Here is an 18,643-nt window from a genome sequence, read left to right on the forward strand (position 1 = left end):
GCCCCCCCCCGGGCCCCCCCGCGCCCCCTGGGGCCGCCCCCCGGGGGGGGGGTTTGTTATGTTGCGGGGGCATTACCCCCCACTCTCAGCTTCACAACCCAGCTCAGCCGGTCACCAGGACGACCTTCCCCGTCGTCTCACGGTTCTCGAGGGCGGCGTGGGCCGCCGCGGCTTCGGCCAGGGGGAAGGCGGAGCCGACGTACGGCTTCCGCGTGCCGTCCGCGGCGGCCTCGAGCGAGGCCTGCTCGAACTCCTTGATCCGGCCCTGGACCCAGGGGCCGAGGATGTCGACGATCTTCGCGGCGCCCTCGTAGCCGTCCTGGTCACCGGAGAACCGAACCATCCGCCCGTCGTTCTCGAGGAGGGCGTAGACCTGCCTGGGTACGTCACCCCCGACTCCGTCGAGAAGCACCGTGATCCGGGGCTCCTCTTCTCGAAGGGTCTCGAGCCAGCCGTCGCGTCGGTAGTCGATGGCCGTCTGCGCACCGAAGCCACGGGCGATCTCGAGCTTGGCGCCGGACCCCGCGAGGCCGACCGCGCGAGCGCCCGCGTTGCGGATGCTCTGGAGCAGGATCGCGCCCATGCCACCGGCGGCCGAGGTGACCACGACGACGTCGTCGGGAGTGATCTGGGCGGCTTCGAGCACCGCGGCCGAGGTGCGGCCGGTGCCGATCGCGGCCACGGCCTCGGCCGACTCGAGCCCGTCGGGGCGTAGGTAGAGCTGTGTCTCGTCGGCGACCGCGAGCTCGGCGTAGCCGCCGCTGCTTCCCGGCCCGAGGTGCGCGACGACCTTCGCGCCCAGCCAGGCCTCGTCGGTGCCCTCACCGACCGCGTCGACCACGCCGGCAACTTCACGGCCGGGAGTCATCGGGAGCTCCGGTCGGGGCATCGTGGGTGGTAGGTCGGCCGCCCGGATCGAGGTGTCGAGGCGGTGGATGCCCGCGGCCTCCACCCTGATGCGTACCTGGCCCGGGCCTGGTGTCGGGTCGGGCACCTCCTCGAGGCGCAGGACCTCCGGGCCGCCGAACTCGTGCTGTCTGATCGCTCGCATGTCTCGAGTCAACATGCTCAAGCTCACTTGAGGTCAAGGGGTTTCCCCAGGCCCTGGATGAGCTCAGGCCTCAGGCGAGCTCCGTGATCGGCCGGAGCACCACAGCGACATCGCGCGCCAGCCGTACGCGACGGAGCAGCTCCTCCGCATCCGGCTCCACGTCGGTGGTGACCGTGATCGCGTCGTCACGGGCCACCACCCACAGCCGCTCGTCGACGACGTGGCTGGCGAACCGGGCCAGTGAGCGGGCGTGCTCCTCCTCGGCGGCGATGACGGCACCGTCGGGCGTGGTCACGTTGGTCTTGGCACGGAACTCCGGCGGGAAGAAGACCGGCGTGGGCACCCGGCCGGTGCCGGCGTTGCCGGAGCCCGGCGAGAGGCCGATCATCGCGGCCGTCTTCGGCAGGTGGGCGGGGACCCGCACCACGACCCAGCGTGCCGGCCGCCAAGGACCTTTCCCAGGAGACGCCTTGCCATGCCAGTACTCGACGAGGATCCCGTCGCACGTGCCGTCGACGACGAAGTCACAGCGTTCGGCGCGTACGTCCGGCCCGAGCACCTCCCACCGCACCGGCCGCTGCGCGGCGGCCTTGCCGGTCACCACCGGCCAGCCGAACGTCTGCGCCGCTCGGGTCACGCTGTCGCGCCGCTCCTTCGTCAGCCGGGCGACAGACGCTCGCGGCGCCTGGGACGGCGTCGCGAGCGGTCTCTCTGAGTAGACCCCCCTCGGCATGCGCCCCATCGTAGGCTCACGGACCACGGGATTTCGGGAAGGCGAAACCGAATTTCCTATGCCACGCGGTTTGATGGGTGCGTGCTGTTCCCCAACGCCGACCTCGAACGCATCCGCACCGGCGAGGTCGACCTCGCCTTCCGCCGCTGGAAACGTCCGATGCACGTCGCGGGCGGCCGCCAGCGCACCCGGATCGGCGTGGTCGAGTTCGTCTCCGTCGCGCCGGTCTCCCCCGGCTCGCTGACCGAGGACGATGCCCGTCGGGCGGGCACCACGCTTGCCTCGCTGTTGGCGTTTCTGTCTCGCAAGGACGGCGAGGTCTATCGCATCGAGATGCGCTTCGGGGGCGACGACGAGCGTGTCGCTCTGCGTGCGAAGCGCCCCGGGAAGAAGGAGACCGCCGCGCTGATCGCGAAGCTGGCCGACATGGACCGGCGCAGCCGTCGCGGCCCGTGGACGCGCGAGCACCTGGAGCTCATCGAAGCCCGGCCCGGTGAGCTGGCCGAGACGATCGCGGCCTCGATCGGACGGGAGAAGAAGCCGTTCAAGGCCGACATCCGCCGGCTCAAGGAGCTCGGTCTCACCGAGTCACTCCCCGTCGGCTACCGCCTCTCGCTGCGTGGGCGGGCGGTGCTTCGGGCGCTGCGGGCGTGAGGCTGCTCCTTCGTCACGGTATGCAGGGAAAAGCACACATCCCTCGCGGAGCTCCGCGAGGGATGTGCGACTTCGTCTGCATACCCTTCGACAAGCTCAGGACACCGCCTTGACGAAGGAACGCGCCGATCAGCCCAGGTCCGTGGCGAAGAGATCGTCCTCGGTCTCGCGCCGGACGATGACCCGCGACTCGCCGTCGCGGACCGCGACGACCGGAGGCCGCAGGGCGTGGTTGTAGTTGGAGGCCATCGAGCGGCCGTAGGCACCGGTGCCGGGGACCGCGATCAGGTCGCCGGGGGCGATGTCAGCCGGCAGGAACTCGTGCTTGACCACGATGTCCCCGGCCTCGCAGTGCTTGCCGACGACCCGGCCGAGCACCGGCCCGGCGGACGAGGCCCGGCCGGCGAGGGTCGCGGAGTAGTCGGCGTCGTAGAGGGCGGTGCGGATGTTGTCGCTCATCCCGCCGTCGACGCTGACATAGGTCCGGGTGACGCCGCCGTCGAGGGCGACCTCCTTGACGGTGCCGACCGTGTAGACGGTGCACATCGAGGGCCCGACGATCGCGCGGCCCGGCTCGATCGAGAGGTGCGGCACCGCGAGGCCGAAGCCACGGCACTCGTGCTCGACGATCGCGGTGAGCTCCTCGGCCAGGGCCTTGGGCGTCGAGGGGTCGTCCTGGGTGGTGTAGGCGATGCCGAAGCCACCGCCGAGGTCCATCTCGGGCAGCTCGGTGCCGAGCTCGTCGCGGATCCGGGCCTGCAGCGCCAGCACCCGCCGCGCGGCGACCTCGAACCCGGAGGAGTCGAAGATCTGGGACCCGATGTGGGAGTGCAGCCCGCGCATCTCGACGTTCGGAGCGTCCAGCAGCCGGCGTACGGCCTCGAAGGCGTCGCCCGACGAGATCGAGAAGCCGAACTTCTGGTCCTCGTGGGCGGTGGCAATGTATTCGTGGGTGTGGGCCTCGACGCCGGCGGTCACCCGCACCATCACCCGGGCGGTGATGCCGGTCTCGGCGGCGATCTCGGCGACCCGCTCGACCTCGTGGAAGGAGTCGACGATGATCCGTCCGACGCCCGCGACGATCGCCCGGCGCAGCTCCATCGGGGTCTTGTTGTTGCCGTGGTAGCCGATGCGTGCGGGGTCGACCTCGGCCCGCAGCGCCACCGACAGCTCGCCGTTGGAGCAGACGTCGAGGCTGAGCCCCTCCTGCGCCACCCAGCGCGCCACCTCGGTGCACAGGAACGCCTTGCCGGCGTAGTAGACGTCGTAGCCCGTGAAGGCGTCACGGAACGCGCGGGCGCGCTCGCGGAAGTCGGCCTCGTCCAAGACGTACGCAGGGGTGTTGATGTTCGCGACCAGGTCGGGCACCGCGACGCCACCGACGGTGAGGACGCCGCTCGCGTCCTTCTCCGCCGTCGCCGACCACAGCGCGGGCACGAGGGCGTTGACGTCGTCCGGGGTCTTCAGCCACACCGGCGAGGTGCCGGTGAACGAGCCCGGGGAGCTGTGGCTGCTCACATCCGCTCCGGGGCGGAGACACCGAGCAGACCGAGGCCGTTGGCGAAGACGGTGCGGGCGGCGGAGACGAGCGCCAGCCGGGCCAGGTTGACGGGCGCCACCGGCTCGTCGCCCTTGGGCAGCATCCGGCAGTCGTCATCGTCGTACCAGCGGTGGAAGATCCCGGCGGTGTCCTCCAGGTAGCGGGCGACGCGGTGCGGCTCGCGCAGCTCGGCGGCAGTCGCGACCACACGCGGCAGCTCGGCCAGCGCACGCAGCAGCTCGCCCTCGCGCTCGTGGACGAGCAGCGACGGGTCGAAGGTCTCGAGGTCGATCGCCATGCCGTGGTCGGCGGCGTTGGCCATCATCCGGCACGTGCGCGCGTGGACGTACTGCACGTAGTAGACCGGGTTGGCGCTGTCGGCCTTGGCCCACAGGTCCAGGTCGATGTCGATGTTGGAGTCGCTGGAGTAGCGGGCCAGCGCATAGCGGGCCGCGTCCACGCCGATCGCCTCGACGATGTCGTCGATGGTGACCACGGTGCCGGCACGCTTCGACATCCGCATCGGCTGGCCGTCCCTGAGGAGGTTGACCATCTGGCCGATCAGGATCTCGAGGTTCTCGTGGGGCGTGTCGCCGAAGGCGGCGCACATCGCCATCATCCGGCCGACGTAGCCGTGGTGGTCGGCGCCCAGCATGATGAAGCACCGGTCGAAGCCGCGCTCGCGCTTGTCGAGGTAGTAGGCCAGGTCGCCGGAGAAGTAGGCCCCGTTGCCGTCTGCCTTGATGACGACGCGGTCCTTGTCGTCACCGAACTTCTCGGTCGCCAGCCAGATCGCGCCGTCCTTCTCATAGACGTTGCCGAGCTCGCGGAGCTTCTCGATGGCGCGCTCCACGGCCCCGGACTTGTGGAGGTTGTCCTCGTGGAAGTAGACGTCGAAGTCGACGTTGAAGTCGTGCAGGCTCTGCTTGATCTCGGCGAACATCAGCTCCACGCCGATCGACCGGAAGACCTCCTGCGGGTCGTCGCTCTCGAGCGCGTTCGGCTCCTTGGCGAGGACCTGCTTGGCGATCTCCTCGATGTACGCACCGCCGTAGCCGTCCTCCGGGACCGGCTGGCCCTGGGCCCAGGCGAGCAGGCTCCGCGCGAAGCGGTCGATCTGGCCGCCGTGGTCGTTGAAGTAGTACTCCCGGGTGACCTCTGCGCCGGACGCCTCCAGGACACGACCGAGCGCGTCCCCGACCGCGGCCCAGCGGACACCACCGAGGTGCAGCGGGCCGGTCGGGTTCGCTGAGACGAACTCCAGGTTGATGTTGTGGCCGGTGAAGGTCTCGTTGTTGCCGTACGCAGCCCCAGCGGTGACGATCTCGCCCGCCAGCTTGCCCTGGGCACCGGCCTCGACGGAGATGTTCAGGAAGCCCGGGCCGGCGATCTCGACGTCCGCGATCCCGTCGGTCGCCTTCAGCTTCTCGGCGACCTGCTCCCCCAGCGCGCGCGGGTTCATCCCCGCCTTCTTGGCCAGCTGCAGCGCCACGTTGGTGGCGTAGTCGCCGTGGCCCTTCTGCCGGGGTCGCTCCACCGTGACAGTGCTCGGAACGCCGTCGGGAAGGGTGATCGCACCCTCATCGACGAGCGCGGTGAGGACATCGACGACCGCGGTGGAAAGCTGCTCAGGAGTCACGGGGTCCAGCGTATAAGTGTGAGTCGGTTTCCTCGTTATCCGTCCCAGCCTGTAGGGTTCCCTCTGCACTGCTCAGGCGGTGCACCGCCTCCGTAGCTCAGGGGATAGAGCGCCGGTTTCCGGTACCGTAGGCCGCAGGTTCGATTCCTGCCGGGGGCACAGTTGAAACCGCTGGGTGACCAGCGGTTTCTTTCATTTCTCGTCGATAACCGGCAGCGGCCGAGGCCGTCGACATGCCATCCTGTGGCCAGCATGGACAAGACAGATGTACGCCGCTCGAAGCGGCTCTCCCAGGTGCTGAGGCACCGACCCGGGTCCGTGGGCATCGAGCTGGACCCGCAGGGCTGGGTGGCCCTGCCCGCCCTCCTGGACGCGCTCGCCACCCACGGCACCCCGATGACTCGCGACGACATCGACCGGGTCGTCCTCGGCAACGACAAGCAACGCTTCGAGATCGACGCGCCGCTGGACCGGATCCGGGCGAGGCAGGGACACACCGTCGCGGTGGACCTGGCTCTCGCCCCCTCCGATCCGCCGGCGGTGCTCTTCCACGGCACACCACGCGCCAACATCGAATCGATCCTCGCCACCGGCCTCGACCGCCGCCGGCGGCACCACGTCCACCTCTCCCCCGACCGCGAGACCGCAGAGCGCGTCGGCGCCCGCCGCGGTGACTTCGTCGTCTTCCGGGTCGACGCGGCCGCGATGCACGCCGCCGGACTCATCTTCTGGCGCACCGACAACGACGTCTGGCTGACGGATACGGTGCCCGCGCCCTATCTCGCGCTAGATCTCTGAGGCGCCTGCCGGGTCAGAGACCCTCGGCGAGGGTGTGGGCGACGAGGGCGTTGGCGTGACCGTGCCCGAGGGCGTACTCGCTCTTCAGGTGGGCCACGATCTGCATGTGCTTGGTGATCCCGCACTCGCGGATGATCTGCTGCCACTCCGCGATCGGGCGGCCGTACTTCTTCTCGATGGACGGGAAGTAGGCGGCGGGGCCCTTCACCTGGTCGGTCATCTCTGGTCTCCTTGGGTGCATCGTGGCGACGATCGCCACTGCCTACGCGTCGAACCGAGCATGACCGCTTCGACACGACCACAACAGAAATTCGGGAGACCCACGTGACCAGCTATCCCCCAGCCCCCTGGAACATGCACGGATCGATGTGGCTCTCGGTCTACCGGCTCGCCGACGACGCCGACGCGCAGCACCCGAAGGGCATCTACGCCGTCGCCCTGGTCGACTACACCGAGCCGAGCCCGCTGACCTACCACGAGCTCCTCTCGGCCCGGGTGATCACCGCGTCCAACGGGAAGAAGGCGGTGAGCGTCGTCGACATCTGGGTGGACTCCCCCGACTCCGTGGCCGGCGGCCGTACGTTGTGGGCGATCCCGAAGGGGCTGGCCAAGTTCAGCGGAGGGTCGTCCACCAAGGGACCGGTGGCGACCCACACCTGGGAGGCGAGCTACGACGAGGGTCCGATCGCGACGGCCAAGTTCAACGATGTCACCCAGATCGCTCCGCGCCTGCCGATGCAGGGCAACGTGGAGCAGCCGGGCATCGAGGAGCACCCCGACACCGCCTGGCTCACCATGAAAGGCCGCGCCAAGCTCCTGCCCGCGCGCGGGAGCTGGAGCTTCGACCCCGACGGCCCGCTCGCCTACCTCCGCGATGCCACCAAGCTCGGCTCCTTCCGTGGCAAGGGTTTCGAGATCGCCTTCGGCTGAGTCCTGAGTGTCGGTGGTCGCGAGTAGCGTCGATGGGCATGAACGCACTCCACATCGACTATCTCGAGCTCGCGGTCACCGACCTCCCGAGCTCGCGCACCTTCTACGAGTCCGCTTTCGGCTGGTCCTTCAACGACTACGGCGGGATGTACGCCGGGATCGCGGGGCCCGACGGCAACGACGAGGACGGCGGGATGTACGCCTCCGAGACTTCCGTCGCCCCGCTCCCGTTGATCCGCTCGAACGACCTCGAGGCCGCGGTCGCGGCTGTCGAGAAGGCCGGCGGCACGATCACCGAGGCGCCCTACGACTACCCCGGCGGGCGTCGGTTCATCTTCACCGACCCGTCCGGGAACCGGCTCGGCGTCTACCAACCCGCGGGATAGTCCTTAAACCTAAGGCTCGACCGAATTACCGGGACCGCCCTAGACTCCGACCGCATGACCGACGCTACGCCGGCTCTGCTCGCGTATCTGTCCCGGTGGCTCGATGAGCCCCAGGGCGATCGCGACGCGGAGGCCGTTCTCTGGGGGAGAGTTGCGAAGGTGAGCGAAGAGGCCGGCGAGGCCATCTCCGCACTCATCGGAGCCACCGGACAGAACCCTCGACCGCACCCACTCTTGGGCAACACCCACAGCTACGACGACGTCGTCGACGAGCTCCTCGACGTTGCGATCACCGCGATGACCGCGGTCGAGCACGCGGGCGTCCCCACCTAGGCCCTCTTCTTGTTGGCCTGCCGCTTCGCAGCCTTCCGCTGGGCGCGCAGCCGGCGCTCCTCGGCGTACATCGCCTCGGCCTCCTCGAGCGTGGGGGCCGAGCCGCCGTACGCCTTCGGCAGCCACCACGAGCCCGAGGGCTGCTCGTCGGCGGGGTGTGCCTTGATCAGCCGGTCGAGCATGGCCTCCATCTGCGACTTGAGCGCCGCGGTCTCCGCGGCCGGGTCCTCCCCGGTCACCGGCAGCGGCGGGCCGATCTCGATGCCGATCGTCTTGTGACGCGACAGGTCGACCTTCTGACCCTTGGTCATGATCCGCTGGGTGCCCCACAGCACGACCGGGATCAGCGGGACCCCGGCGTCGGCGGCGATGCGTACGGTGCCGGTCTTGAGGTCCTTGATCAGGAACGAGCGGGAGATCGTGGCCTCGGGGAAGATCCCGACGACCTCACCGTCCTTGAGGTATTCGACGGCCTTCTTCATGCCCGCCGCCCCGTAGCTGCGGTCGATCGGGATGTGGTGGAACGAGCGCATCACCGGGCCGCCGACGGGGTGGTCGAAGACCTCCTTCTTGGCGATGAACCGGGTCAGCCGGCCGCGCTCGGCCCCGGGGAACCCGGCCATGACGTAGTCGACGAAGGAGAGGTGGTTGACCGCCAGCAGGGCACCGCCCGACTCGGGGATGTGCTCCGCGCCGGTCATGTTGATCTTGATGTCGCCGAGCTTGAACCAGGTGCGAGCCGCGGCGATCGTGACCGGATAGCTGATGTCCATGGGGCGAATCGTGTCACGTCGGTGTGAACGCGGCCCGACTAGCCTCGCCGGTGTGAGCACGCTTTACGTGACGACCACCGACGGGCTCCGGCTGGCCGTCACCGACTTCGGGTCTCCCGGCGACACCCACCCGACGCTGGTCTGCGTCCACGGCTACCCCGACAACGCCAGCGTCTGGCTCCCGCTGGTGAGGATCCTCGGCAGCGAGCTGCGGATGGTGACCTACGACGTACGCGGCCACGGCAGCTCGCAGGCGCCGGCGACGCGCGAGGGCTATCTGATCGAGCGGCTCAACGCCGACCTGCAGTCCGTCATCGACGCGGTCAGCCCGTCGTCACCGGTGCACCTGCTGGCCCACGACTGGGGCTCGACCCAGACCTGGGAGGCGGTCGCCGGCAACGTACCGTCCGAGCGGATCGCGTCGTTCACCTCGATCTCAGGACCGAGCCTCGACCAGACCGGGGCCTGGCTGCGTACGCCCGGCAGGACCGCCCGCGGCGTCCTCGAGCGCCTCAAGCAGGGCGCCGAGGCCGCCTACATCGGGTTCTTCCAGGCACCGCTGCTCCCCGAGCTCGCCTGGCGCTCCGGCGTCCTCGACCGGATCGTCGGCGGCTCGGCCGTCGACCGCACCCGGGCCGACCGGATCAACGGCCTCGAGCTCTATCGCGCCAACGCCATCGCTCGAATGAGACGCCCGCGGCCACGGCCGGTCACCGTCCCGGTCCAGGTCATCGCCCCGGTCGGTGACGTCTACGTCAGCCGGGCACTGGCGACCGAGGCTCCGCAGCCGTACGTCGCGGACCTGACGGTCCGCAAGGTCGCCGGCTCACACTGGGTGGTCGCGGATCATCCCGAGCGGATCGCTCCGCTGGTGCGCGACTTCGTCGCCGCGCACCACGAGCTCAACCCCGGCAGCCGCGGTTGAGCCGACCGTCGTTGCGAGCGTCCTTGCCCATCGCCCGGGCTGCCCCGACGTTGGGGAAGACGACGCTGGCGGCGCCGGCGTTGCCGATCCCACCGGGAACGACGCAGGTGCGCACCTTGCCCGGGTTGATCGCGGCGACCGCGTTGGCGAGCTGGTAGAGGTCGCGGCCGGAGAGGCCGGTGGTGTGCATCTTCTTCATCACCAGCGAGACGCCCTTGGCCTTGAAGCCGATGTCGTACTGCCGGGCGACGATCTTGCGGTGGATGCCACGGATGACCCGGGACTGGTTGGCCGAACGGTCGAAGTCACCGCCGGGCAGCGTCTTGCGGGCTCGCGCGAAGTCGACCGAGTGCGGACCGCTGATGTGGATCCGACCCTTCTTGAAGCCGTAGGGCGCGACGTACGGATCGCTGAAGGCACGCGGGTTGTCGACGTCGACGCCGCCGACCCCGATCACCATGTCGCTCATGCCGGAGAAGGAGGTGACGAAGACGTACTGCGGCTGCACGCCGACCAGGTTGCCGACGGCACGGCCCATCAGCTTCGGGCCGCCGTAGAGCAGCGCCGAGTTGATCTTGTCGCGCCCGTGGCCGGGGATGTTGACGTAGGAGTCGCGCGGGATGCTGATGTCGGTGGCGTAGCCCGAGGACGGGTTGAAGCCGATCAGGTGCAGCGCGTCGCCGCGGGTGCGGGTGACCTTCTGGCCGGGGCGGGCGTCGGAGCCGACGGCGAGGACCCAGATCGTGCCGCCCTTGCGGGTGAACTTGGCGACGTCGAGACCCTTGGCCCACTTGGTCGCGATCAGCTCCGCGCGCGGCTCGGCGACCTCGGCGTCGGGCACGAGGACCGCGGTCAGCGCGAGCACCACGCCCAGCGCCAGCGTGGTCAGGAGGCGGCGGCGTACGGACCGGCGTACGAACATCGTCATGCGGCTCATGACTTGTCTCCCGACGGGCTCGGCGAGGCGGACGGCGTGGCCAACTTCTCCTCGCGGGTGATGTTGAAGCCGAAGACGGCCCAGGAGGTCTTGGTCGGCACCATGTCGAGGGTGCCGCGGACGGTCTGGCGCGACGCGCGCTCACCCGTGGTGTCGTAGACCAGCCGCACCCGCGCGACCGCGCCGACCGGGTAGTTGTTGTTGGCCAGCAGATCGACGTGGACGTCGCTGGCGGCCACCTCGACCCCGTCGATGTGAGGAGCGATCGTGGCGTTGCTCATCAGGCTCATCTGCTTGCCGGCCTGGGCGATCGTGCCCTTCGAGAACCCCGGGAAGGACTTCGCGGTGAAGGTCGAGGTCTCACGCGGGTAGTCGCCCCCGACGTACGCAGCCTGCAGCCATCGGTCGACGACCTTGGCCACGTTGGTGGCGACCGCCTGGTGCCTGCTCTTGGGGAACTTGCCCTGCACGTGGACGAGCTTCGCGGCCGACTTCACCGTGGGCGCGGGGGTCGGCGACGGGGAGGGCGACGCGGCCGGCTTATCGGGCTCGCCGCCGCATCCGGTGAGCGCCAAGGTGCTGCTCAGGGCCGCCGCCGTGAGTGCCGTTGCGACGCGCCGAAGGCGTCGCGTACTGCTGCTCGTCATGTGGGGAATCCGTCTCATCGACCTGCTCCGGGACCGGGCCACTGTACGCATACCGACCCGGGTTGCGCGCACACCCGGTAGGTAACGCAAGATGTGGGACGGATTACATCCTGTCCACAGGGAGAACCTGCATCGGGCATTTGCGTGTTCGTGGGGATAGCCTTGCCCGTGGGCAACCCATTTCTTACAGTGCGAAAATTCGGAAGAGGCGAATCAAGCCGTGTCCTCAGGCACCCCGTCCCCCAACACTGCCGACATCCCAGCGGAATTCGGCGCCAACGAGTGGCTGGTCGAGGAGATGTACGACCAGTACACGAAGGATCCCAGCAGTGTTGACCCCGTGTGGGTGAAGTTCTTCGAGACCAACGGACAGCCCGGCGCGTCGCCGAACGGCGCCGCAGCGGCCCCGGCCACGCCTGCCCCCAAGTCTCCGGTCCCGACCGCTCCGGCCGACGCTCCGGCCAGTGCCCCCGCGCCGACCACCCCCGCCTCCGCGGAGGCGCCGGCCGCCAAGGCGGCTCCGGCCCCGAAGGCGAAGCCGCGCCCGGCCGCGCAGGCCGCCGAGCCGGCGAAGGGCACCGCGACGCCCACTCCCAAGGACGCCCCGAAGCCGACCGCCGTCGCCGTCACCGACGAGCCGACCTACACCACGCTGCGCGGGATCCCCGCCGCCACGGCCAAGAACATGGACGTGTCGCTCTCGGTGCCGACCGCGACCTCCGTGCGCAACATGCCGGTCAAGCTGCTGTGGGACAACCGCACGGTCATCAACAACCACCTCAAGCGCGCTCGCGGTGGCAAGGTCTCCTTCACCCACCTCATCGGCTACGCCATCATCAAGGCGATCAAGGCGATGCCGGCGATGAACAACACCTACGCCGAGGTCGACGGCAAGCCGACCCAGGTGACCCCGCCGCACATCAACCTCGGTCTGGCCATCGACCAGCAGAAGAAGGACGGCACCCGCCAGCTCGTCGCGCCGTCCATCAAGGGCTGCGAGCTGATGGACTTCGCCGGCTTCTGGACGGCGTACGAGGACATCGTCCGCAAGGCCAAGGACAACAAGCTGTCCATGGCCGACTACTCCGGCACCACGGTCAGCCTGACCAATGTCGGCGGCATCGGCACCAACAACTCGGTGCCGCGGCTGATGCAGGGCCAGGCCGCGATCATCGGCGTCGGCTCGATGGACTACCCGCCGGAGTTCCAGGGCGCGTCCAACGCCACCTTGGCCAAGAGCGCGGTCTCGCGGATCATGACGATGACCTCGACGTACGACCACCGGGTCATCCAGGGCGCGCAGTCGGGCGAGTTCCTGGCCACGGTCCACCGGCTCCTGCTCGGCGAGAACGACTTCTACGACGAGATCTTCGCGTCGCTGCGGATCCCCTACGAGCCGATCCGCTGGAACCAGGACATCGACACCACCCACGACGACCAGATCTCCAAGCAGGTCAAGGTCGGCGAGATCATCCACGCCCACCGCGTGCGTGGTCACATGATGGCCGACACCGACCCGCTGGAGTACAAGCAGCGTTCGCACCCCGACCTGCAGATCGAGTCGCACGGGCTGACCCTGTGGGACCTCGACCGCGAGTTCCCGGTCGGCTCCTTCGCCGGCGGCCGCAAGCCGTTCATGAAGCTGCGCGAGATCCTCGGTGTCCTGCGTGACTCCTACGTCCGCACCACCGGCATCGAGTACATGCACATCCAGGACCCCGAGCAGCGCCAGTGGATCCAGGACCGCGTCGAGCGGCCCTACGACAAGACCCCGCGCCAGGAGCAGCTCCGGATCCTGTCGAAGCTCAACGAGGCCGAGGCCTTCGAGACCTTCCTGCAGACCAAGTTCGTCGGCCAGAAGCGGTTCTCCCTCGAGGGCGGCGAGACCGCGATCCCGGTCATCGACGAGGTCTGCGAGGCAGCTGCCGAGGCCGGTCTGGACGAGGTCACGATCGGCATGGCCCACCGCGGCCGCCTCAACGTGCTCGCCAACATCGTCGGCAAGTCCTACAACCAGATCTTCCGCGAGTTCGAGGGCAACATCGACCCGCGCACGGTCCAGGGCTCCGGCGACGTGAAGTACCACCTCGGCGCCGAGGGCGAGTTCCTCTCCGACCTGGGCGACACGATCAAGGTCTCCGTCGCCGCCAACCCGTCTCACCTCGAGACCGTCGACCCGGTCCTGGAGGGCATCGCCCGCGCCAAGCAGGACGTGCTCGACCAGGGCGCGGTCTTCCCGGTCCTGCCGCTGCTGGTCCACGGTGACGCTGCCTTCGCCGGCCAGGGTGTGGTCGCGGAGACGCTCAACCTGTCCCAGCTGCGCGGCTACCGCACCGGTGGCACCGTCCACCTGGTCATCAACAACCAGGTCGGCTTCACGACGTCTCCCGGGTCGTCGCGGTCGTCCCTCTACGCGACCGACGTCGCGCGGATGGTCCAGGCGCCGATCTTCCACGTGAACGGCGACGACCCGGAGGCCTGCGTGCGCGTCGCGCGGCTCGCCTTCGAATACCGCCAGGCGTTCAACAAGGACGTCGTCATCGACCTCATCTGCTACCGCCGCCGCGGTCACAACGAGGGCGACGACCCGTCGTTCACCCAGCCGATGATGTACGACCTGATCGAGCAGAAGCGCTCGGTCCGCAAGCTCTACACCGAGTCGCTGATCGGTCGTGGTGACATCACGATCGAGGAGGCGGAGCAGGTGCTGGCCGCCTACCAGGCTCGCCTGGAGCAGGTCTTCACCGAGGTGCGCGAGGCCGACAAGATGCCGCAGGCCTGGGAGACCGTCCCGGACTACCCCGAGAAGCCTGCCGGCGAGACCGTCACCGCGATCACCAGCGATGTGCTGAAGCGGATCGCGGACTCGTACGTCACCCCGCCGGAGAGCTTCACGGTCCACCCGAAGGTGATGCCGCAGCTGCAGCGCCGCGCGACCCAGATCACCGACGGCGGCATCGACTGGGGCACGGGCGAGACGCTCGCGTTCGGGTCGCTCCTGATGGACGGGCGCCCGGTGCGGCTGGCCGGTCAGGACTCGCGTCGCGGCACCTTCGTGCAGCGCTTCGCGACCATGATCGACCGCAAGAACGCCGACGAGTGGACCCCGCTGAACAACCTCACCGAGGACCAGGCGAAGTTCTATGTCTACGACTCGCTGCTCTCGGAGTACGCCGCTCTCGGCTTCGAGTACGGCTACTCGGTCGCCCGGCCGGACTCGCTGGTCCTGTGGGAGGCGCAGTTCGGTGACTTCGTCAACGGCGCCCAGTCGGTGATCGACGAATACATCTCCGCAGGCAAGACCAAGTGGGGCCAGGACTCCGGTGTCGTGCTGCTGCTGCCGCACGGCTACGAGGGCCAGGGCGCCGACCACTCCTCGGCACGCATCGAGCGGTTCCTCACGCTGTGCGCCGACGAGGCCATGGTCGTGGCGCAGCCGTCCTCGCCGGCGTCCTACTTCCACCTGCTTCGTACGCACACCCTCGGCGCCGAGCACCGGCCGCTGATCGTCTTCACCCCGAAGTCGATGCTGCGCCGCAAGGAGGCCGCCTCCCAGCCGGCCGACTTCACCTCGGGTTCGTTCCAGCCGGTCATCGCCGACACCGAGGCGGACGCCTCGAAGGTCAACACCGTCCTGCTGGTCTCCGGCCGTCTCACCTGGGATCTCACGGTCGAGCGTAAGAAGCGGGACCGCGACGACGTCGCGATCGTCCGCGTCGAGCAGCTCTACCCGTGGCCGACCGACGAGCTGGCCACCGAGCTCGCGAAGTACCCCAACGCAAAGGTCAAGTGGGTCCAGGACGAGCCCTTCAACCAGGGCCCGTGGCCGAGCTACTACCTCAACGTGGTTCCCGAGCTGGGCCGCGAGGTCGAGCCGATCACCCGTCCGGCGTCCTCCACCACCGCCGTCGGCACCATCAAGCGGCACACGGTCGAGCAGAAGGAGCTCATCGACCGCGCCTTCGCCTGATCGCCTGGCCAGCGGAGCGCGACGCAGGAGCGCTCCGCGTAGGCCTGGCGGGTTGAGCGAGCGCACGGCCGAGCCTGCGAGGCCGTGACCGCGAGTCGAAACCCACACATCAGCACACGCGAAGCCCCTCGGTGTCCGACACCGAGGGGCTTCGTCGTTCTCTGGCTCCGGTCGGCTCAGACGGGGACCGGGACCGGCTCAGGCTCTTCGCTCAGCCCGACCTTGCGGTGCAGGCGGCGCAGCGGACGCGGCGCCCACCAGGCCGCCTCCCCGAGCATCCGCATGGCCGCCGGGAGGAGGATGCCGCGGATCAGGAACGCGTCGATGAGGATCGCCAGGCCGACGCCGAGGCCGAAGAACTTCATGAAGCTGATGTCGCTGACCATGAACGCGAAGAAGCTGGTCGCGATCAGGGCGGCGGCCGTGGTGACGATCCGACCGGTGTGGGCCAGGCCCTGCACCACCGCATCCACGTTGCTCAGGCCGCGGCGGCGCATCTCGGTGATCCGGCCGAGCACGAAGACCTCGTAGTCCATCGAGAGCCCGAACGCGATCACCAGCAGCAGGACGACCATCGAGACGTTCAGCGGCATCGCGGTGAAGCCGAGGAGGTCGGCACCGAATCCCTCCTGGAAGATCAGCACGGTCGTCCCGACCGTCGCGCCGAGGCCGATGACGTTGAGCACCAGCGCCCGCAGCGGCTGCACCAGGCTGCCGGTGAACAGGAACAGGATCACCACCATCGCGATCGCGAGCCCGCCGACGGCGTACGGGAGCTTGGCGCCGATCGCGTCGAGGGAGTCCAGCAGCTCCGCGGCGCCGCCGCCGACGAGTGCCTCCGTCCCGGCCGGGACGGGGACGGCGCGTACGTCACGGACCAGGTCGCGCGCCTCCTCGGACTGGCGGTCGAGCTGGTTGACGACGGCGAGCTCGTCGGCGTCGTCGCCGGGCGGGAGGGCAGGTGTCGTCGAGGCGAGGGCACCGTCGACGTACGTCCCGACGCGGGTGTCGACACGGTCGACGTCCTCGACCCGGGAGAGATCTGCGGCGTACGTCGCCAGGCTCTCCTCATCGACGGTCGAGGTGGTCACGACGCGGATGGGGCTGGTGCCGTCGCCGTCGAACTCCTCGCGAAGCAGATCGCCGGCCTGACGGCTCCCCGCCGATGCCGGAAGGACCCGGTCGTCGGGAGTGCCGAACTCGATGCCGGCCAGCGGCGCGGCCATCGCGAGCAGGACGGCCACGACCGGGAGCGCTACCCACGGCCGCCTGGTGACGAAGCCGGCCAGCCGCGTCCAGAACGGCGCGGCGCCTCCACGGAGACCGCGTACCCCGGGGACGCGGAGGGCGTCGATCCGGTCGCCCAGGAGGGTGATCGTGGCGGGGAGCAGCACGACGGCGACCACCGCGGTGATCACCATAACCCCGATGCCGGCGTACGCCGAGGAACGCAGGAAGTAGAGCGGGAAGGCGAGCAGCGAGGCCAGGGAGACGGCGACCGTGGTGGCGCTGAAGACGATCGTGCGGCCGGCGGTCTCCACGGCGCGCACGACGGCGTCGGCGTGCTCGGCTCCGGCGGCTCGCTCCTCGCGGACCCTCGCCACCATCAGCAGGCCGTAGTCCACTGCGAGGCCGAGCCCGAGTCCGGTCGTCAGGTTGAGGGCGTAGATGGAGACGTCGGTGAAGTTGCCGAGCACCGAGAGCTCGGCGAAGGTGCCGGCGATGGCGAACCCGCCGACGCCGATCGTGACCAAGGCGGCGACGACGTTGCCGAAGGCGAGGACCAGCAGCGCGATCATCAGCGGGATCGCGATCGCCTCGGCAAGGGCGAGGTCGGCGCCGATCTGAGTGCCGACCTCCTCGAAGGTCGCGAGCTGGCCGCCGACGTGGACCGTGGCACCGTCGTTCGCGGTCTCGTCGGTGTAGCGGTCGATCACCGCGGCTGCGTCGACCGTGTCCGGGTTCTTGGCGCCGACTGAGATCAGTCCGTGGGCGCCGTCCTCTGAGGTCATGCCGGGACCAGGGGCATCGAGGTAGGAGACGACGTCGGTCAGGTCGTCATCGGCTCGTAGACGGTCGACGAGCGCCTGAGCGTCCTTCGCAGCGGTGCCTTCGGTCACGGCGCCGTCCGCGGCGCTGACGGTCAAGAGGAAGCCGGCCTCGTTGCCGAAGCCCTCCTCGAGTGCGGTGGCTGCGCGGCTGCTCTCCGAGGCGGGGTCGTCGAAGCCGGCGTCGTCGAGCTTGCCGAAGGCCGAGGTGGCCAGGTAGATCGCGCCGAGGAGGGCGACCAGGCCGATCACCAGGACCCGGCGCGGATTTCGCACCACGAGGGTGCCTAGTCGGTGGAACACGATTCCTCCAGCATGAATGTGGGCAGGTGTAAACTTGGTAGGTGTTAACTTTCCCTTTGATGTGGGCAGGTGTCAACATGAATTCCGTGAAATCTTCTGAGAGCTCGGACGAGGGCGCCCGGCCCTACCACCACGGCGACCTCCGGAACGCGCTGGTCGATGCGGCCGCGACGCTTGCCGAGGAGGGCGGCCCGGACGCGGTGACCATCCGAGCCGCGGCGCGGTCCGTCGGCGTGACCCCGACCGCGACCTACCGGCACTTCGCCAACCAGTCCGACCTGCTCCACGCGGCCAAGCACGAGGCGATGGACCGGCTCACCGCGACGATCCTCGACCTCCTGGCCGCCGAGACCCCCGCACCCCACCCGGCCGAGGCCGCGGTGCAGCGTCTCGCGGCGGCCGGACGGGGGTACGTCCACTTCGCCTTCGCTCAGCCCGGACTGTTCCGCACCGCGTTCTGCCGTCCCGCCACGGAGGACGAGCATCCGACCGAGGAGCTCTCCCAGGTCCTCGCGGAAGCCCCGCCGTACGCCTTCCTCACGACCGCTCTCGACGACTTGGTCGATGCCGGCTGGCTTGCGCCCGAGCTCCGTCCCGATGCCGAGACGGCCGCCTGGTCGGCCGTCCACGGCTTGTCGGTCCTCTTCGTCGACGGCCCCTACCGCCACGTCCCCGTGCCCGAGCGCGACCGGCTCATCAACGTCACCCTCGGCATGGTCGTACGCGGCCTCTCCGGAGGCCCGGCCTCCGACTCACCCCTGAGCACCGAATGAAAGACTGAGCCCATGTACTTCACCGACCGCGGCATCGAGGAGCTCGTCACCCGTCGGGGCGACGACGAGGTCACCCTCGCCTGGCTCGCCGAGCAGCTCCAGGCCTTCGTCGACGTACACCCCGAGCACGAGACGGCGATCGAGCGACTCGCCACCTGGCTCGCCCGCCTCGACGACCCCGAGGACTGACAAGCCCCGCCGAG

Annotated in this window: 18 protein-coding genes and 1 tRNA gene; 10 read left to right on the plus strand and 9 right to left on the minus strand. The window is 69.3% G+C overall.

Going from position 1 to position 18,643, the window contains the following annotated elements; genetic code table 11:
* Positions 1-103 precede the first annotated feature (103 nt).
* Positions 104-1,051 (minus strand): zinc-binding dehydrogenase, encoded by a 948-nt coding sequence (locus tag ACFV9G_RS07950; RefSeq protein WP_378726521.1) that lies wholly within the window; start codon positions 1,049-1,051, stop codon positions 104-106.
* 70 nt (positions 1,052-1,121) lie between these two features.
* A complete protein-coding gene (locus ACFV9G_RS07955) occupies positions 1,122-1,784 on the minus strand; it encodes a hypothetical protein (protein WP_378726523.1) in 663 nt (220 codons plus the stop codon).
* An 81-nt stretch (positions 1,785-1,865) separates the two neighbouring features.
* On the opposite strand from ACFV9G_RS07955, the gene ACFV9G_RS07960 reads away from it, so the two are divergent.
* Positions 1,866-2,438, plus strand: coding sequence for a hypothetical protein (locus ACFV9G_RS07960; protein WP_378726524.1), 573 nt, complete (start codon positions 1,866-1,868; stop codon positions 2,436-2,438).
* A gap of 129 nt (positions 2,439-2,567) precedes the next feature.
* On the opposite strand, the gene lysA is transcribed toward ACFV9G_RS07960, so the two are convergent.
* Together lysA and argS are read right to left on the minus strand one after the other, a co-directional pair.
* Complete coding sequence (gene lysA, locus ACFV9G_RS07965) at positions 2,568-3,956, minus strand: diaminopimelate decarboxylase (protein ID WP_378726526.1); 1,389 nt, start codon at positions 3,954-3,956, stop codon at positions 2,568-2,570.
* Positions 3,953-5,617 (minus strand): arginine--tRNA ligase, encoded by a 1,665-nt coding sequence (argS, locus tag ACFV9G_RS07970; protein WP_378726528.1) that lies wholly within the window; start codon positions 5,615-5,617, stop codon positions 3,953-3,955. The genes lysA and argS overlap by 4 nt, the downstream gene beginning before the upstream one ends.
* Positions 5,618-5,703: 86 nt before the next feature.
* On the opposite strand from argS, the gene ACFV9G_RS07975 reads away from it, so the two are divergent.
* Together ACFV9G_RS07975 and ACFV9G_RS07980 are read left to right on the plus strand one after the other, a co-directional pair.
* A tRNA-Arg gene (locus ACFV9G_RS07975) sits at positions 5,704-5,776 on the plus strand.
* Positions 5,777-5,869: 93 nt separating this feature from the next.
* A complete protein-coding gene (locus ACFV9G_RS07980; protein WP_378726530.1) occupies positions 5,870-6,415 on the plus strand; it encodes an RNA 2'-phosphotransferase in 546 nt (181 codons plus the stop codon).
* Between the two features lie 13 nt (positions 6,416-6,428).
* Here the strand turns inward: ACFV9G_RS07980 and ACFV9G_RS07985 are convergent, their stop codons facing one another.
* On the minus strand, positions 6,429-6,635 hold the full coding sequence (locus ACFV9G_RS07985; protein WP_378726532.1) for a DUF4287 domain-containing protein: 207 nt from the start codon (positions 6,633-6,635) through the stop codon (positions 6,429-6,431).
* A gap of 104 nt (positions 6,636-6,739) precedes the next feature.
* Between ACFV9G_RS07985 and ACFV9G_RS07990 the strand changes: the two genes are divergently transcribed.
* Genes ACFV9G_RS07990 through ACFV9G_RS08000 form a run of 3 tightly spaced genes read left to right on the plus strand, consistent with a single transcriptional unit; the run spans position 6,740 to position 8,064 of the window.
* Positions 6,740-7,345 carry an acetoacetate decarboxylase family protein gene (locus ACFV9G_RS07990; protein WP_378726534.1) on the plus strand — a complete coding sequence of 202 codons (606 nt, stop codon included), beginning with the start codon at positions 6,740-6,742 and terminating at the stop codon, positions 7,343-7,345.
* A gap of 38 nt (positions 7,346-7,383) precedes the next feature.
* Positions 7,384-7,731, plus strand: coding sequence for a VOC family protein (locus tag ACFV9G_RS07995; RefSeq protein ID WP_378726536.1), 348 nt, complete (start codon positions 7,384-7,386; stop codon positions 7,729-7,731).
* A 54-nt stretch (positions 7,732-7,785) separates the two neighbouring features.
* On the plus strand, positions 7,786-8,064 hold the full coding sequence (locus ACFV9G_RS08000; protein WP_378726538.1) for a MazG-like family protein: 279 nt from the start codon (positions 7,786-7,788) through the stop codon (positions 8,062-8,064).
* Here the strand turns inward: ACFV9G_RS08000 and ACFV9G_RS08005 are convergent.
* Complete coding sequence (locus ACFV9G_RS08005; RefSeq protein WP_378726540.1) at positions 8,061-8,837, minus strand: lysophospholipid acyltransferase family protein; 777 nt, start codon at positions 8,835-8,837, stop codon at positions 8,061-8,063. The two genes, ACFV9G_RS08000 and ACFV9G_RS08005, sit on opposite strands and share 4 nt — an antisense overlap.
* A gap of 52 nt (positions 8,838-8,889) precedes the next feature.
* On the opposite strand from ACFV9G_RS08005, the gene ACFV9G_RS08010 reads away from it, so the two are divergent.
* Complete coding sequence (locus ACFV9G_RS08010) at positions 8,890-9,762, plus strand: alpha/beta fold hydrolase (protein ID WP_378726542.1); 873 nt, start codon at positions 8,890-8,892, stop codon at positions 9,760-9,762.
* On the opposite strand, the gene ACFV9G_RS08015 is transcribed toward ACFV9G_RS08010, so the two are convergent.
* Both ACFV9G_RS08015 and ACFV9G_RS08020 read right to left on the minus strand, forming a co-directional pair.
* Positions 9,740-10,699 (minus strand): LCP family protein, encoded by a 960-nt coding sequence (locus tag ACFV9G_RS08015; RefSeq protein ID WP_378726544.1) that lies wholly within the window; start codon positions 10,697-10,699, stop codon positions 9,740-9,742. The genes ACFV9G_RS08010 and ACFV9G_RS08015 overlap by 23 nt on opposite strands.
* On the minus strand, positions 10,696-11,346 hold the full coding sequence (locus tag ACFV9G_RS08020) for a hypothetical protein (RefSeq protein ID WP_378726546.1): 651 nt from the start codon (positions 11,344-11,346) through the stop codon (positions 10,696-10,698). The genes ACFV9G_RS08015 and ACFV9G_RS08020 overlap by 4 nt, the downstream gene beginning before the upstream one ends.
* A 298-nt stretch (positions 11,347-11,644) precedes the next feature.
* Here ACFV9G_RS08020 and ACFV9G_RS08025 point away from each other — a divergent pair, with 298 nt between their 5' ends.
* Positions 11,645-15,316 (plus strand): multifunctional oxoglutarate decarboxylase/oxoglutarate dehydrogenase thiamine pyrophosphate-binding subunit/dihydrolipoyllysine-residue succinyltransferase subunit, encoded by a 3,672-nt coding sequence (locus ACFV9G_RS08025; RefSeq protein WP_378726668.1) that lies wholly within the window; start codon positions 11,645-11,647, stop codon positions 15,314-15,316.
* Between the two features lie 176 nt (positions 15,317-15,492).
* Here the strand turns inward: ACFV9G_RS08025 and ACFV9G_RS08030 are convergent, their stop codons facing one another.
* Positions 15,493-17,667 carry an MMPL family transporter gene (locus tag ACFV9G_RS08030; RefSeq protein WP_378726548.1) on the minus strand — a complete coding sequence of 725 codons (2,175 nt, stop codon included), beginning with the start codon at positions 17,665-17,667 and terminating at the stop codon, positions 15,493-15,495.
* An 86-nt stretch (positions 17,668-17,753) separates the two neighbouring features.
* Between ACFV9G_RS08030 and ACFV9G_RS08035 the strand changes: the two genes are divergently transcribed.
* Positions 17,754-18,440, plus strand: a complete 687-nt coding sequence (locus tag ACFV9G_RS08035) for a TetR/AcrR family transcriptional regulator (RefSeq protein WP_378726550.1) — start codon at positions 17,754-17,756, stop codon at positions 18,438-18,440.
* A 12-nt stretch (positions 18,441-18,452) separates the two neighbouring features.
* Entirely contained in the window at positions 18,453-18,629 is a 177-nt protein-coding gene (locus tag ACFV9G_RS08040; protein ID WP_357338702.1) for a DUF6104 family protein, read from the plus strand.
* Positions 18,630-18,643 lie beyond the last annotated feature (14 nt).

The sequence above is a fragment of the Nocardioides sp. NPDC059952 genome (genome assembly GCF_042730435.1).
GTDB lineage: Bacteria > Actinomycetota > Actinomycetes > Propionibacteriales > Nocardioidaceae > Nocardioides.

Coding starts and splice junctions, on each gene's coding strand:
- ACFV9G_RS07950 (WP_378726521.1), bottom strand. CDS start 1,051: ATGCGAGCGATCAGACAGCACGAGTTCGGCGGCCCGGAGGTCCTGCGC.
- ACFV9G_RS07955 (WP_378726523.1), bottom strand. CDS start 1,784: ATGCCGAGGGGGGTCTACTCAGAGAGACCGCTCGCGACGCCGTCCCAG.
- ACFV9G_RS07980 (WP_378726530.1), top strand. CDS start 5,870: ATGGACAAGACAGATGTACGCCGCTCGAAGCGGCTCTCCCAGGTGCTG.
- ACFV9G_RS07985 (WP_378726532.1), bottom strand. CDS start 6,635: ATGACCGACCAGGTGAAGGGCCCCGCCGCCTACTTCCCGTCCATCGAG.
- ACFV9G_RS07995 (WP_378726536.1), top strand. CDS start 7,384: ATGAACGCACTCCACATCGACTATCTCGAGCTCGCGGTCACCGACCTC.
- ACFV9G_RS08000 (WP_378726538.1), top strand. CDS start 7,786: ATGACCGACGCTACGCCGGCTCTGCTCGCGTATCTGTCCCGGTGGCTC.
- ACFV9G_RS08005 (WP_378726540.1), bottom strand. CDS start 8,837: ATGGACATCAGCTATCCGGTCACGATCGCCGCGGCTCGCACCTGGTTC.
- ACFV9G_RS08015 (WP_378726544.1), bottom strand. CDS start 10,699: ATGAGCCGCATGACGATGTTCGTACGCCGGTCCGTACGCCGCCGCCTC.
- ACFV9G_RS08020 (WP_378726546.1), bottom strand. CDS start 11,346: ATGACGAGCAGCAGTACGCGACGCCTTCGGCGCGTCGCAACGGCACTC.
- ACFV9G_RS08025 (WP_378726668.1), top strand. CDS start 11,645: ATGTACGACCAGTACACGAAGGATCCCAGCAGTGTTGACCCCGTGTGG.
- ACFV9G_RS08040 (WP_357338702.1), top strand. CDS start 18,453: ATGTACTTCACCGACCGCGGCATCGAGGAGCTCGTCACCCGTCGGGGC.